Source organism: Paenibacillus rigui (assembly GCF_002234615.1).
Taxonomy (GTDB): Bacteria; Bacillota; Bacilli; order Paenibacillales; family NBRC-103111; genus Paenibacillus_S; species Paenibacillus_S rigui.
Map to the genome: position 1 here is coordinate 625,018 of NZ_NMQW01000002.1, position 14,880 is coordinate 639,897.

General features: G+C 49.3%; 16 protein-coding genes. 3 read left to right on the forward strand and 13 right to left on the reverse strand.

Features of this window, described 5'->3' with window-relative positions; translation table 11 throughout:
- Window positions 1-116 precede the first annotated feature (116 nt).
- From CF651_RS03620 to CF651_RS03640, 5 genes are all read right to left on the reverse strand, one after another.
- Window positions 117-587, reverse strand: a complete 471-nt coding sequence (locus CF651_RS03620; RefSeq protein ID WP_094013436.1) for a VanZ family protein — start codon at window positions 585-587, stop codon at window positions 117-119.
- A 132-nt stretch (window positions 588-719) separates the two neighbouring features.
- Window positions 720-1,277: an elongation factor P gene (efp, locus tag CF651_RS03625; protein ID WP_094013437.1), complete on the reverse strand. Its 558-nt coding sequence runs from the start codon at window positions 1,275-1,277 to the stop codon at window positions 720-722.
- A gap of 80 nt (window positions 1,278-1,357) precedes the next feature.
- Window positions 1,358-2,431 carry a M24 family metallopeptidase gene (locus CF651_RS03630; protein WP_094013438.1) on the reverse strand — a complete coding sequence of 358 codons (1,074 nt, stop codon included), beginning with the start codon at window positions 2,429-2,431 and terminating at the stop codon, window positions 1,358-1,360.
- Window positions 2,432-2,435: 4 nt separating this feature from the next.
- Window positions 2,436-2,882 (reverse strand): type II 3-dehydroquinate dehydratase, encoded by a 447-nt coding sequence (gene aroQ / locus CF651_RS03635; RefSeq protein ID WP_094013439.1) that lies wholly within the window; start codon window positions 2,880-2,882, stop codon window positions 2,436-2,438.
- Window positions 2,883-2,990: 108 nt separating this feature from the next.
- Window positions 2,991-3,503 (reverse strand): YqhR family membrane protein, encoded by a 513-nt coding sequence (locus CF651_RS03640; protein ID WP_094013440.1) that lies wholly within the window; start codon window positions 3,501-3,503, stop codon window positions 2,991-2,993.
- Window positions 3,504-3,652: 149 nt separating this feature from the next.
- Between CF651_RS03640 and CF651_RS03645 the strand changes: the two genes are divergently transcribed.
- Together CF651_RS03645 and CF651_RS03650 are read left to right on the forward strand one after the other, a co-directional pair.
- Entirely contained in the window at window positions 3,653-4,591 is a 939-nt protein-coding gene (locus CF651_RS03645; RefSeq protein WP_094013441.1) for a DUF1385 domain-containing protein, read from the forward strand.
- A gap of 25 nt (window positions 4,592-4,616) precedes the next feature.
- Entirely contained in the window at window positions 4,617-4,892 is a 276-nt protein-coding gene (locus tag CF651_RS03650; protein ID WP_094013442.1) for a hypothetical protein, read from the forward strand.
- Window positions 4,893-4,934: 42 nt separating this feature from the next.
- On the opposite strand, the gene CF651_RS03655 is transcribed toward CF651_RS03650, so the two are convergent.
- Together CF651_RS03655 and mntR are read right to left on the reverse strand one after the other, a co-directional pair.
- Window positions 4,935-5,915, reverse strand: a complete 981-nt coding sequence (locus tag CF651_RS03655) for a patatin-like phospholipase family protein (protein ID WP_094013443.1) — start codon at window positions 5,913-5,915, stop codon at window positions 4,935-4,937.
- 137 nt (window positions 5,916-6,052) lie between these two features.
- Window positions 6,053-6,475, reverse strand: a complete 423-nt coding sequence (gene mntR, locus CF651_RS03660; protein ID WP_094013444.1) for a transcriptional regulator MntR — start codon at window positions 6,473-6,475, stop codon at window positions 6,053-6,055.
- A gap of 248 nt (window positions 6,476-6,723) precedes the next feature.
- Between mntR and splB the strand changes: the two genes are divergently transcribed.
- Window positions 6,724-7,785, forward strand: coding sequence for a spore photoproduct lyase (splB, locus tag CF651_RS03665; RefSeq protein ID WP_094013445.1), 1,062 nt, complete (start codon window positions 6,724-6,726; stop codon window positions 7,783-7,785).
- A gap of 19 nt (window positions 7,786-7,804) precedes the next feature.
- On the opposite strand, the gene CF651_RS03670 is transcribed toward splB, so the two are convergent.
- The 6 genes from CF651_RS03670 to metG all read right to left on the reverse strand — a co-directional run bounded on the left by CF651_RS03670 (window position 7,805) and on the right by metG (window position 14,502).
- Window positions 7,805-8,515 carry a cytochrome c biogenesis CcdA family protein gene (locus CF651_RS03670; protein WP_094013446.1) on the reverse strand — a complete coding sequence of 237 codons (711 nt, stop codon included), beginning with the start codon at window positions 8,513-8,515 and terminating at the stop codon, window positions 7,805-7,807.
- Window positions 8,516-8,536: 21 nt separating this feature from the next.
- Entirely contained in the window at window positions 8,537-9,340 is an 804-nt protein-coding gene (locus CF651_RS03675; protein WP_094013447.1) for a metal ABC transporter permease, read from the reverse strand.
- Window positions 9,341-9,351: 11 nt separating this feature from the next.
- Window positions 9,352-10,134 (reverse strand): metal ABC transporter ATP-binding protein, encoded by a 783-nt coding sequence (locus CF651_RS03680; RefSeq protein WP_094013448.1) that lies wholly within the window; start codon window positions 10,132-10,134, stop codon window positions 9,352-9,354.
- Between the two features lie 30 nt (window positions 10,135-10,164).
- Window positions 10,165-11,133 (reverse strand): metal ABC transporter substrate-binding protein, encoded by a 969-nt coding sequence (locus CF651_RS03685; RefSeq protein ID WP_094013449.1) that lies wholly within the window; start codon window positions 11,131-11,133, stop codon window positions 10,165-10,167.
- Between the two features lie 226 nt (window positions 11,134-11,359).
- Entirely contained in the window at window positions 11,360-12,433 is a 1,074-nt protein-coding gene (locus CF651_RS03690) for a Gfo/Idh/MocA family protein (RefSeq protein WP_094013450.1), read from the reverse strand.
- A gap of 74 nt (window positions 12,434-12,507) precedes the next feature.
- Window positions 12,508-14,502, reverse strand: coding sequence for a methionine--tRNA ligase (metG, locus tag CF651_RS03695; protein ID WP_094013451.1), 1,995 nt, complete (start codon window positions 14,500-14,502; stop codon window positions 12,508-12,510).
- Window positions 14,503-14,880 lie beyond the last annotated feature (378 nt).

Below are 14,880 nucleotides of genomic sequence, written 5' to 3' on the forward strand. Positions count from 1 at the left end.
TATGCTGTCTCAGCCTGTCTTCCATGACATAAATTTTATAGGGGAACAATAAAAAAACCGCGGCAGACTTAAGAGTCATTAACCGCGGTTTTCAGCATGGAATCATAGAGGATGGCTTAAGGTTTAAGCTGAAGGCGAGCTCTAGCCTTGTAAATAGCGAACCCTATCAGCCCGCCCAGCACATTCAGAATAATATCATCGACATCAAAGCTCCCCACCTTGAATGCCACCTGCAAAGCTTCTACGATAAACAAAAGACCAAAGAACAGCCTGAGCACCTGCCCCCACCGGGCAACCTTCGGAAATAAAAGAGGGATCAAAAAACCAAATGGAACGAAGGCTGCAACATTTCCGAATAAATTGATAAACCACATATCGAAGTTGTAATATTGATAATTTTCGATATATCCTTTTATCGTTTTGAGCGGGACCACATTGTACATCCGATGATCGGACCGGCTTGATCGGGAAAATCCGATAAACAGCAAATAAATCATAAATAAGGAGTAGCCGATAAAAACAACCCAGGCTAACCCTTTAAAAGGCTTGCTTGGCTGCCGCCGAGCCGTTTTTAGAGTCGTTCTCATAAATTATAGCAACCTTTCTTTTCCTGCCATTCCAATAGCTATATCTTATCATGATCCCGAAGACGAAAAAAGATCCTTAACGCTTCGATTATTGGAGATCGAAACGTTAAGGATCTTAAACTTGTAAAACGACTACGCACGGGAAATATATTTACCGTCGCGGGAATCGATAAGAAGCACGTCCCCTTCGTTGATGAACAAAGGCACCATGACGTTCAAGCCGGTTTCAAGCTTCGCATTTTTCAATGCGCCTTGGGCTGTGTTTCCTTTCACGCCCGGCTCGGTTTCGATTACAGTCAACTCAACGCTGTTCGGCAGGTTGATCCCAAGAATTTCACCTTGGTAGCTCATGATATGGATCATCATGTTTTCTTTAAGGAAGTTCAATTCCCATTCCAATTGCTTTGCAGGAAGGCTGAATTGATCATAAGTTTCTGTATCCATGAACGTATAGTCGGAGCCGCTTGCATACAAATACTGCATTTCACGGTTCTCGATGTGAGCACGGCCCACGTTCTCACCTGCACGGAACGTACGTTCAACGGTATTGCCGTTACGCAGGTTTTTCAACTTGGAGCGAACGAATGCCGCACCTTTACCTGGTTTTACGTGTTGGAAATCGATAACGGTGAACAAATCGCCGTCTACTTCAATTGTCAAGCCTGTTTTAAAATCGTTAACTGAAACCACTACAAAAAACCTCCCTAAAAATGTGAGCAGACGGATGGGAAACCTCTCTAAGAAGCCCCATCCTCTGCCGAGCAGTAATGTTAATCAAGGACTATGAAGTCTTTGCTTGATTGTGTGACTATTTTAATTCCGGATTCTGTAATGACGATATCATCTTCGATACGAACTCCGCCGAAGCCCGGCAAATAAATACCGGGTTCTACCGTCACCGTCATTCCGGGCGTTAAAACCGTATTCCCTTGTCTGGATAGCCGCGGCTCTTCATGGATTTCCATCCCCAGCCCGTGCCCGGTCCCATGGCCAAAATAATCGCCGTAGCCATAACGGGTAATGACATCACGGCACAATGCGTCCGCTTCCTTGCCTGTCATGCCCGGCTTTATTTTATCCAAGGCTTCCAGCTGCGCCTCCAGCACAATGTTGTAAATTTCCTTGTGCTTATCGGTCGGTTTTCCCAGCACAACGGTGCGGGTAATATCCGAGCAGTAGTTTTTATAATAAGCGCCATAGTCCATTTTGACAAATTCATTCGGCTGCAGCAAACGGTCGCTGGCTTTGCCATGAGGCAGGGCCGAGCGTTCCCCTGAAGCAACAATCGTCTCAAATGAAGTGGAAGCTGCACCGTTCTTGCGAACGAACATTTCAATTTCCAGCGCAATATCCAATTCCTTCACACCAGGCTTCAGAAAGCCTAAAATATGTGTAAACGTACGGTCCGCCAAATCTGCGGCTTCCTGCATCACTGCAAGCTCACTTGCATCTTTTATGATCCGGAGCCGCTCGACAACCCCATCGGTTGCCGCAAGCTCGATGCCGCTTAATGCTTGTGCTGTACTGAGATAGGTGCCGTAAGTCAGATCATTTTGCTCGAAACCGACTTTCCGGATTCCCTGCTGCTCCAACAGCTGCTTCACGGTATCCATCGCTCTCGGCGCATGTTCTACGACTTCATAAGCAGTGGCCTGCTGCGGAGCTTGTGTCATGTAACGGAAATCCGTAAGCAAATAAGCCTTGGATTCGGTCACGAGCACATAGCCGGAAGAACCGGTAAACCCCGTCATATAAAGGCGATTCGTAGCGTTCGTAATGAGCAGTGCCTTCAACCCCTGCTCCTGCAAAGCCAGCCTTAGCTTTTCGATACGCGCTTGATGCATAGGATCATCCCTCCAGCGAATTGAGGTGGTTAACCATGGCACGCAGACCGAGCTCATAGCTGTCCGCGCCTAAACCGGCGATTTGGCCCAGTGCCACGGGAGCAATAACGGAAACATGCCGAAACGGTTCTCTTTTATGAATGTTGGAAATATGTACTTCCAAGGTTGGGATTTGAACGGTGCTGATCGCATCGCGGAGCGCATAGCTGTAATGAGTAAAAGCTCCCGGATTGATAACGATCCCGTCCTTCGTACCGAAAGCTTCGTGAATCTTGTCTATTAAGCCGCCTTCATGGTTCGATTGGTAGCATTCCAGCTCCACGCCAAGCTCAGCAGCTAGCTTATGCAGTCTCTCCTCAATCGCTTGCAGCGTTAATGTACCGTATACTCCAGGCTCACGAACCCCCAGCATATTCAAATTCGGACCGTTTAACACCAAAATTCGTTTCAAAACAGGACCCTCCGTCACAAACAAAATGGTGTGGAATCCACACACCCAGCTATTTTACCATAACTTTCTTTCGTTTGAGAACTACTTTTTGCTTGTCAGCCTGTTTTCCTAAGACTCCGGCTCCGGCCTGTGCACATTTTTGCCGAACGGCTCGCGGATGCGTTCATCCGTAAACTCCAATGCAATACTATAACCGATAAACAAACCCCATACAAGAAAAAGGCAAATTTCCGTAACAATCGTATTCCAGTCCATAAATGCAATCCAGTTCATCATCCCGGTTACAGGGCCGACCAATAAAAAAATGACCGCCCACCAGCCTGCTCCGTAGCCTACTCCTGCCCAAGGCCCGGATGCTTTGGCCAAAAGCAGTGTATAGAGAAGCGAGGCGAAGATCGAAAACAATATAAACATGCCCCAGCCGACGATATATCCCTGCCATGACAGAAGAAACGACCTTTTAAAAAAAGGCTCGACCAGAAAGCCCGGCGGCAGGCTCGTAAATTTGAAAAAATGCTCCATGATTTTGACGGCTCCCCAGATGATTCCCGCCCACAGACCGATATACACGGCAAAACGCCAACGATTTGTAGAATGAATCGTTTCCTTTTGTTCTTCCATGTGAACCTCCCTTTCAACCCGTGATAGCCGATGCCGGATACCGTTAGTATATGCAAATATTTGTACCCTAAACGGTAGCTTTCTCTCATTGAATCCGATACAATAATGGAGAACCGCACATATATTCTTAACAAGAGAAGGTGTTTTCATTGTCGCAAAAGGAGCAGCCATGTGCTATTTACGGCGGGCAAGCCGTGATCGAAGGCGTCATGTTTGGAGGGCAAAGCGTTCATGTAACGGCTGTTCGCCGAAAAGATAATTCGATTCACTTCCTGGAGGTACCCAAGACAGAAATCGGCTGGGTGCAGGCCCTCAAGAAAATCCCGTTGATCCGCGGTATCGTCGGTATCGTTGAGGCGAGTGCCAAGGGAGCCCAGCATTTGAATTTCTCTGCCGAAACCTTTGCCGAAGGCGAAGAAGATGAGCAAACGAAAGCAGAGCAGAAGGAATCGGTCACCGGTAAAATTTCGATGATTTTGGGCGTTGCCGTCGTCGGGATTTTGTCCTTTCTATTCGGTAAATTCGTATTTACCCTGATTCCTCCGATTATTGAACAGCTGCTGTTCTCCAAGCTTTTCACCAACCAGATCGGCCATAATTTATTAGAAGGCCTTATCAAAATCATTTTACTGGTCGGCTATATTTACTTTATCTCCCTCACACCGATGATTAAACGCTTGTTTCAATATCACGGGGCCGAGCACAAGGTCATCAGCGCTTATGAAGCCGGTGTTGAGCTGACTGTTGCGAATGTGCAAAAATTCAGCACACTGCATTACCGTTGCGGAAGCAGCTTTATCGTGTTCACTGTATTAGTCGGGGTTGTCGTATATTCTTTCTTCCAATACGATTCGTTCATTGAACGGATTGTACAACGCCTGATTTTGCTGCCGCTCGTCATCGGTTTATCCTATGAAGTGCTGCGGTTTACCAACAGTCTGCGCGAGGTACCGGTGCTGCGTTATCTTGGATATCCGGGACTGTGGCTGCAAATGCTAACAACCAAACAGCCTGACGATTCCCAGGTCGAGGTATCCATCGCATCGTTTAACCGGATGAGAGAGCTCGATCGACAAGCAAGAGCTTAATTTAGGATCAAAGGAGGGGCTGCGTTTGAAAAAACGATATTCCATTGCCACCTACGTTATACTTGGGCTTGCTTTAATTGGGGTAGCTTCCAAAGCGTTGTCGCTTATTATTCCGATACTCGTTTTTGGGGTCATATTCCTGCTTTACAAATTTCCTCCAAGCACATGGAAAAAATCCGGCTTTTCAGGCCGCGGGAGTTCGAGCCATTCGAGAACACAAGGGAAACGGACGCGAAACGCAACGTTTCGGGTCATCAACGGAAATAAGGGAAGCTCGGATGAGCCTCCCAAATATCATTAACCTCTGACGGCGGGTCTTACCGCCGTTTTTTATTTTGCCTTATCAGGGATTTGCTTGCTTGTTGCGGATCACATGCTCTATATATTTATTTTTATAGTCGGACAGCTTCCATTTGTTCAAGAACAGCTCCCCTGCCTTATCTCCCGCCTCATACAGCCTCAAGCTCTCTTCCTTGGTAATGGTAAACTCCGTATTACTGACCCCGAGCGTCGGAATTTTAATGGTACGGAACCGGTTAATCTCTTCAATGTATCGCTCGTCATGGGCATCCATCATCGTTGAGAACAATGCTTTGAACATAGATAGAGGTCCATAAATCTGATTGGGCTTGCCGCTGCCCCGTCCAACCAGCTGAAACCCGATCGTAGGGATCATTTGGTCAAGTGCCGGCGCATTATCCTGGTCGAACAGCCATAATGGGAAGTTGCTTAATAAACCGCCGTCTACGATATAAACAAACTGATCGACGAACTTCTCGTTAGGCTGACGTTTGTCCGGGGCTTTACGAAGGATGACGGGATCAAAAAAGTAGGGAATGCTGGTGCTCATACGAACGGCTTTGGCGATAGGAAATTCCAGCGGGGAAATACCGTACTGGATAATATCATCCGGAAGCACAAGCAGCTTGCGCTGGGATATATCCGAGGCAATAATCCGCAGCTGGTTCAGCTTCAAGTCGCCGAAGGTTCGAATGCCTTTGGCCATCAGCAGTTGGTACATCCAATACTCCAGCGCCTCTCCCGAGTACAGCCCTTTCTTAATGAACAAACGCAGTGCAGGTCCAATGATTTTCGTATCAAATACTTTGGACCGCTGCATAAATTCACTGAAGGGGGTTTCCATGATGACCTTTTTCATTTCTTCGGCCGTATAACCCGCAGCCACCAAGGAAGCCACTATCGCCCCTGAAGACGTTCCGGCAACCTGGTGAAAGGTCAGCCCTCTGCGCTCCGCTGCCTGAACGGCTCCTGCCAGCGCAATACCCTTCACTCCGCCGCCCTCGAATACCGCATTGACTCTCATACCCTCCCACTCCCGCCTATTGATATCTGACCGATACCTCTACTCATCCGAATGTATGCGGGAAGTGCCTGTTCGTATGTCTGCAGATGAATGGCACAACAAAAAAAGCACTCGACGGTAAAGTCGAATGCTCTCTGTTAGGTTTCATCCATTTCCCGCTTCAGCTTCATGAGCTCTTCAACCCGGGAAGGATCACGCCGGAAATACTCAATTAAGGTTTCGATACAAGTAATGGAATCCCAGCTAAGGTGGTGCTCAATGCCTTCGACATCCTGATAAATCGTATCTTCGGAAACGCCGATCAGCGTTAAAAATTGCTCCAGCAGTTGATGGCGGTCAACCAGCCTTTTCCCCATCTTTTGACCCTTCGAGGTCAACACAAGCCCACGGTACTTTTCATAAACCAAATAATTGTCCTTATCCAGCTTCTGGATCATCTTTGTAACGGAGGACGGATGCACCTCTAGACCTTCGGCAATATCGGATACGCGGGCGTACCCCTTCTCGTCGATCAGCTTATAAATTCGTTCCAGATAATCCTCCATACTCGGTGTAGCCATTCGCTTTCCTCCCGAACATTATCAAAAACCTTGATATGTAATTCAACAATCGATTGCGATTGCGTGTAAAATCCTAAGAGATCCAGCGTCTGCACCTGCTTATTTTCCCATGAGTGAGCTGCAGTTTACGTGTGCAAAATAGGGTCATCACAAGCGCCTTTTAATATAACACAGTAAGCAGAACCGTTGCAAGTGACTGAACAAAATGCTCACAAAGTAGGCGTTCAAAGGGAGGTTAGCAGGTTTATATGTCCGTAGAAACTTTAACACCGCCGCTGCGCCAGACGGAAGTATTCGTGCCGGAGCTGGTTTATTTCGAGCCGGATGCGCTCAACTACCCCAAGGGGCAAAGGATTATGGAATGGGCGAAGCAGCAAGGCTTGCCTATCCACATGACCACCTCCCATAACCGGATCACGAATCTCCCGGGAGAGAGCGATCTGGAAAAGTACCGCATCGCAAAGCGTACACTCGTTGTAGGTATTAGGAAAACACTGAAGTTCGATACCTCCAAGCCGTCGGCCGAATATGCCATTCCTATTGCCACAGGCTGTATGGCGCACTGCCATTATTGTTACTTGCAGACGACGCTAGGCGCCAAACCGTATATTCGTGTTTACGTCAATACGGATGATATTTTGAAGGCAGCCAAACAATATATTGAAGAACGCGCACCCGAAATCACAAGATTCGAAGCGGCCTGTACTTCAGATCCTGTCGGTTTGGAGCACATCAGCGGTTCCCTGCAGGAATTAATTGAATTTATGGCTAAGGAACCTCTCGGGCGTCTTCGTTTCGTCACCAAGTTTCACCATGTGGAACCCTTGCTCACTTTGAACCATAACAAGCATACCCGTTTCCGTTTCAGCGTCAATGCGGATTATGTGATCAAAAACTTCGAACCCGCTACATCCAGCTTCTCCGAACGAATTACAGCCGCAGGGAAAGTTGCCAAAGCGGGTTATCCGTTAGGCTTTATCATCGCCCCTATCATCTGGCATGAAGGCTGGGAAACGGGTTACAAGCAGCTGCTGGAAAAATTAAAAGAGGCGCTTCCGGAAGAAGCCACCTCTGATTTAACCTTTGAGCTCATCCAGCACCGCTTCACGAAAACGGCCAAAACCGTTATTCAGCAGCGTTATCCCAAAACCAAGCTGGAGCTGGATGAAACGAAACGCAAATACAAATGGGGCCGCTGGGGGCAAGGAAAATACGTTTACCCCGATGAACAGGCCACTGCGTTGAGAGAATTCATTACCGAGCAAATATTCGAGAAATTTCCGATGGCCAAGATTGATTACTTCACATAGAGCTTTATGCAAGCTTCTGTTAAAACTTCAGCCAGTCGGGGGTTATCTGATTGAGCCAAATCGTGATTCGGGTCATTTGGTCCGTATAAAGCAGTACGGCCATAACGATCATCAGGCCCCCGCCTATTTTCATAATCCGGGAAGAATACCGCAATATCCATTTGGTCGAGCCGATGAAAAAAGCAAGCACGAAAAACGGAATCGCAAATCCCAGTGAGTAGGCCGTAATTAAAGGAAACCACGAATCCGGATTCGTCGCTGCTAAGGCCAGAATAGCCGAAAGAATGGGTCCGATACAAGGAGACCAGCCCGCTGCAAAGCCCATTCCGATGAGTACAGAGCCTATGTAGCCTGCCGGCTTAAACTTCCACTGCAGCTTCCGTTCCTTCATCAGCCACTGCGGCTGGAAAATACCGAGCAGGAATAACCCCATGACCAGGATTAAGATCGCAGCAATTTGACGGAGCAGGTCCTTGTAATCAATAAAAATATTAGATACAAGTCCAGCTCCCCAGCCTAAGCTGTAAAAGATAATGGAAAAGCCTAAAATAAAACAAAGCGTATGTAAAACCGTCTTCGTTCGTACGCCTCCGGCCGCTTCGCCGCTTTTCAGCTGGGTGACGGATATGCCGGTAATATAGGATAAATAAGACGGGTACAGCGGCAAACAGCAGGGAGATATAAATGAGGCTATCCCGGCCCAAAGCGCAATCCATAAATTAACTTCCATTCTCTTCCACTCGCCTCCTGACTACAAACGAAAGCCTCTCTTTACAAACATACTGACGATCAATAAGCCGATAAGAAACAGCACAATCGTTGCTCCAGGAGCCAGATCCCATGTACCGGCCGCAACCAAACCGCCCACAACCGACACTTCCGAGAACAAAATAGCCCAGAACATGGAGTTACGAAAGCTTTTGGCCACAAGCAGACTGCAGGCAACAGGAATCGTCAGCAGCGAAGATACGAGCAACGCGCCTACAATCTTGATAGCGACCGTAATCACAAGTGCCGTCAGCATCGTAATCATAATATTATAAAAACGCAGCGGCAGTCCGCTCACTCCTGCGGCATCCTCGTCGAAGAACATCAGAAACAGCTCTTTATAATTAAATACGATCACACCGACAACCAGTACTGTAACTCCAAGGACAACCCATAAATCCGTCGTATCCAAAGTATAGATGCTGCCGAAGAAATAACTCATGACATTAATGTTAAAGCCTTTTCCCAACGTGAACAGCAGTGTAGCCAGAGCGACGCCGCCCGACATAATGATAGCAATCGACAGCTCTGCATAGGTCTTGTAAGCCTTACGCAGCCGTTCAATCGCGAACGAGGCCAGCAGCGCAAAAATAAGGCCGACGCCGATCGGATACACATTGATGAGGAAGCCCAATGCAATGCCCGCAATCGATACGTGGGCCAAAGTATCTCCGATCATCGATAATCTCCGCAGCACGAGAAATACCCCCATCAAGGGGGCCGTCAGCCCGATCAACAAGCCCCCCATCAAGGCCCGTTGGAAAAAATATTCTGAAAAAATGTCCACCTGATTCGCTCCTAGCTTAATACCTCGATTTTTTCTCTGAGCTGCTGCATCGAATGCGTCAAGTTCGTTTCTTTGCAGTTTTCCGGCTCATGCGTATGCTTCACATAAAAGGAGAGCGAGCCGCTCTTCTGGATCGGTTCCGTTCCGATATACGATTGTACCATATCCATGTCATGGGACACCATAATAAACGTAATATGATGGTGCTGATGCATGTGACGGATCATCCGGAAAAAGCCCGCCTGCGTCTCCGCATCGATTCCAACGGTAGGCTCGTCCAGAATGAGCAGCTCCGGATTGTTAATCAGCGCTCTGGCCAGGAAAACACGCTGCTGCTGTCCCCCGGACAGCTGGCCGATACGGCGGTCCGCCAAATCCTCGATTCGCATCACATACAAGGCTTCCTCGCACTTTTGCTGATCCGCTTTGCCGATGCGGCGGAACATATTTTTTTTGCCGTACAGTCCTGACAGGACCACCTCGCGAACCGTGGCAGGGAACAATGGATTGAACGCGTTCTTCTGCGGTACGTAGCCGATCCGCTCCCAATCGCGAAACGTCGAAACCGGTTGGCCGAACAGACGGATTTGGCCTTGAGACGGCTTCAGCAGGCCGACGATCATTTTCAACAGCGTTGTCTTCCCCGCTCCATTCGAGCCGATCAAGCCGACAAAATCACGCTCCAAAATGTTGAAGCTCAGATGCTCAATCACTTTTTTATTTTCGTAGAAAAAAAAGACGTCATCCAGTGTAACGATACTCTGGTGACATCCTGCATTCATGCTAGGCTCCATCATGTAAGCTCCTTCTCGCAGGTTCTTACTCTATTGTAATGCTTTTATTAAATTATTCAAATTACTTTCCATTAATGATATATAATCGGCCCCGGATTTCGCCTGCTGCTCGGTCAAGCCTTCCACGGGATTCAATACCAGCGTCTCCACCTTCGCATCTTTCGCTAAGGTTTTGGCCAGCCGGTCGGAAACCAATTCCTCGAAGAAAATATATTGAATATGATTCGAGCGGATAAATTCATTAATTGCTTGAAGATCTTTGGAGGTCGGCTCCGAATCAGGAGACAAGCCCAATATCGGCATTTGGCTCAAGCCGTATTCCTTGGCCAGGTAGCCAAACGATTGATGCGTCACGACGATTTGCTTCTTCGGCAGCTTCGTCAGGCTGTCTTTGTACTTGGCGTGCAGCTGATCCAGTTGGGCGGCCAGCTTCGCGAAATTCGCCTCGTATTCCGATTTGTGCGCTCCATCCACAGCAACCAGCTGATCTTTGATATTCTGAGCAATGATCTTGGCATTAACCGGGCTCAGCCAGACATGGGGATCATATTCGGATTCGTTGTGCTCATGCCCCTTCTCTTCCTTGGACGATTCGCTGTGATTGTGCTCTTCCTCGGATGAGGCAAGGAGTTGAACACCTTTACTTGCTTCTACGACAGCCACCTTGGAGTCCTTGGGCAAGCTGCCGAGCGTGTCGTGAACCCAGCCCTCGAAGCCGGCGCCTAAATATACGAACATTTGCGCCTTGGACAAATTTTGCATATCCCGGCTTTTCGGGGACCAATCATGCGGCTCTACGCCGGTAGGCACCAGGTTAATCACGTTCACATGGTCGCCGCCGATTTTTTTGGTGAAATCATACAATGGATAAAAGCTGGCTACCACGTTCACTTTATCCTCTACCAGAGAAGCTTTGGGCTTGCCGCAGGCAGTTGCAACAAGTGACAGGAGAATCAATGCCGCCACAGGCATCAGGGTAAGCCACTTACGGAATTTCATGAAAAGTACACTCCTTCAAACTGTAAATCGTAATTTTTAAGAATAACAACAGGTTTGATTATACGGCGGCCTTCGGCGCATTGTCAACTGTTAATAATATTTACGATTAAACTGCAGAGGTTATGCCTTTATTTCAACAAAAAAATACCCCGCAGGGGCTTTTAAGCTTGGCCCAAGCAGGGTATTTTTACGGAAGCTTTCAATGCTTCTTGCGGTTGACGAACTGCTATTCTACACGCACCGCTTGCACTTGCGCCTGAATGCACAGCTCCGCCGCTTTGAAGGCATGCTCCTGGGTCATCGCATTTTCCGTACGGTTGATGCAGTCCAAAATCAGCTGACCGAAGAACGGGAAGCCGACTTGGCCGCGAAGGGAGAAATGCTTCTCGCCCTCTTGGTTCACCAGGTACAAATGATCGCCCTTAGGATCGCGTGCAATATCGATATATTTACGAATTTCAATATACCCTTCCGTACCGAGAATGGTCATCCGGCCATCTCCCCAAGTGCCCAAACCGTCCGGTGTCAACCAGTCTACGCGGAAGTAGTTGGTCGCCCCGTTATCGGCCACAAGCGTAGCGTCACCGAAATCCTCCAGCTCCGGATAGTCCTTGTTCTTATAGTTCGCGACTTTACTATGGACTACCTTCGCGTCTTTGGCACCAGTAAAGAACAGGAACTGTTCGATTTGATGGCTGCCGATATCGCACAGAATGCCGCCGTAATTTTCGAATTTGAAGAACCAGTCGGGGCGAGACGGCGCATTCAAACGGTGAGGGCCAAAGCCGATGACCTGTACTACGCGGCCGATGGCTCCTTGTTCTATAAGCTGGCCGGCAAACACGGCACTTTCCACGTGCAAACGCTCGCTGTAATACACCATGTACTTCTTACCGGTTTCCTTCACTTTCGCTTTCGCTTGCTCTAGCTGCTCAAGCGATGTGAAGGGCGTTTTGTCCGTAAAATAGTCTTTGCCATGGTCCATAGCGCGCAGCCCCAACGCACAGCGTTCTGACGGAACGGCCGCTCCGGCAATCAAACGAATGGACGGATCGTTCAAAATCTCCTCTTCCGAAGCTGCAGCTTTGGCTTGCGGGAATTTTTTGACGAATGCTTCCACCTTCGCCGGATCCGGGTCGTATACCGCTACAAGGTCGGCTCCCGCCTCGATTAGACCGTTGCACATCCCATAAATGTGTCCATGGTCCAAAGCTATGGCCGCGAATGCAAATTCGCCTTTGGCAACGACCGGATTCGGTTTGCCTTGTGGAGCGTAGTTCATACCGTCTTTGGTTTGCATAATGGATGATGCCTCCTGGGTAATGGAATGGGTATTGTCTGCAAAATGATATTAATTGTTCACGTGAACAATCCTCATTTTACCACAGATCCATTCGGAAGTGCATCAGAAATTGTAGCTAAAGTTAATTGATCTCCGTGCGATGCGGCAAGGATCATCCCTTGCGATAATTCGCCGCGAAGCTTGACCGGCTTCAGGTTCGTTACGCAGATCACCTTGCGTCCGACCATTTGCTCCGGGGTATAAAACTTGGCGATCCCCGAGACGACCTGGCGCTGCTCCGTGCCGAGATCCAGCTGAAGCTTCAGCAGCTTGTCGGCGCCCTTCACCGGCTCGGCGGCCAGCACTTCAGCCACGCGCAGCTCCACCTTGAAGAAATCGTCGATCGAGATTTCTTGAACGCCCTCCTCTGTGGCTGCGGCTGCCGCCGGAGCGCTTTCCTTCTTCGCCGGCGCTTCCGGTGCCGCAGCAGGAGCAGAAGCCCCCATTGCCTCCGCAATAGCGGACACTTCCTTCTCGACGTCCAGTCGAGGGAACATGACTTCGCCTTTAACGACGCGGGTGCCGCTAGGCAGCGTGCCGAACTGGTGGATCGTGTCCCAAGCGGTCAGCGAGGCATCCTCGATGCCCAGCTGCTGCCACATTTTGTGCGGCGTCAGGGTCAGGAACGGTTGAAGCATAACCGAAGCGATCCGAAGCGATTCCGCCAGGCAGTACAGAACGGAGCCCAGTACCGGGCGCTTGCTCTCGTCCTTCACCAGCGACCACGGCTGCGTCTCATCGATATATTTGTTCGTGCGGCTGATCATTTGCCAAATGGAAGCGAGCGCTACGGAGAATTCCATCCGCTCCATCGACTCCTCCACCTTATGAACCGCCGAATGAATCGTATCGAGCAGGCTGCCGTCAAATTCGGTTGCCCCTTGAATATAGGCTGGAAGCACGCCGTTAAAGTATTTGTCGATCATGACGACAGTACGGCTCAGCAGGTTGCCCAAGTCGTTCGCCAGATCGAAGTTGATCCGGTCTACAAAGCTCTCGGGTGTAAACGTGCCGTCCGAGCCAAATGGCACTTCACGCAGCAAATAATAGCGCAGCGCATCCAGGCCGTAGCGGTCAATCAATGTTACGGGGTCTACGACATTTCCTTTGGATTTGGACATTTTGCCGTCCTTCATCAGCAGCCAGCCGTGTCCGAACACTTTTCTCGGGAGCGGCAAGCCCAGCGCCATCAGCATAATCGGCCAGTAAATCGTATGGAAGCGAATGATCTCCTTCCCGACCAGGTGCACATCGGCAGGCCAGAAGGTCCGGTATTTGCTGTCATCCTCACTGCCGTAGCCAAGAGCGGTAATGTAGTTGGACAAAGCGTCGATCCATACATAGATGACATGCTTCGGATCGTTAGGCACCTTGACGCCCCAATCGAACGTCGCGCGCGATACGGCAAGATCCTCCAGCCCCGGCTTGATGAAGTTGTTGATCATTTCGTTCTTGCGGGATTCCGGCTGAATGAAATCCGGGTTTTCTTCATAGTATTGAAGCAGCCGGTCTGCATATTTGCTCATCCGGAAGAAATAGCTCTCCTCCTTCAGCAGCTCGACGGGGCGGCCGCAGTCCGGGCAATTGCCGTTGACCAGCTTGTTCTCCAGGAAGAACGACTCGCACGGCGTACAGTACCAGCCTTCATAGGTTCCCAAATAAATATCGTCCTGCTCGATAAGCTGAGCGAAAATCTTCTCGACCGACTTCTTGTGCCGCGGCTCGGTAGTGCGAATGAAATCGTCATAAGAGATGTCAAGCTTGCCCCACAGCTCCTTGATCCCGCTAACGATATCGTCAACGAACTGCTGAGGGGTGACTCCCTTCTCCTGCGCCTTGCGCTCGATCTTCTGTCCGTGCTCGTCGGTACCTGTCAAGTACATCACATTGTAGCCGCGAAGCCGCTTGTAACGGGCCATCGCATCGCCGGCCACCGTGGTATAGGCATGGCCGATATGGAGCTTATCGCTCGGGTAATAGATCGGGGTCGTCAAGTAAAACGACGGCTGCTTGTTCTGGTCTGTCATCGTTACGTCCTCCTTCAAATAGGTAGCCTATATTTTTCCTTTTTACCACGTCGCTCATCATCGCAAGGCTTCGATAAAGGTTTTCTCATACGCAAAAAAAGCCCTGTCCAGCTTGGGACGAGAGCTTGTGCTCACGCGGTACCACCCAACTTCCCCCTTCTTCCTGTGCAGGAAGTCAAGGCTCAGTAGTCGATTGCGACTTTCCATTAACGCTGGAATCGCGACAACGGCTCACCTGGCTGCATGCTTGCCGTCATATCCTCCCGGACCATATTCCTCTACCCTCCGTCAACCGGTTCTCAGCATCCCGGCTCTCTGTATGACTTGACGTAAAGTACTCATCCGTTCATAGGGAAATGATTTATCCAATTAACGCAA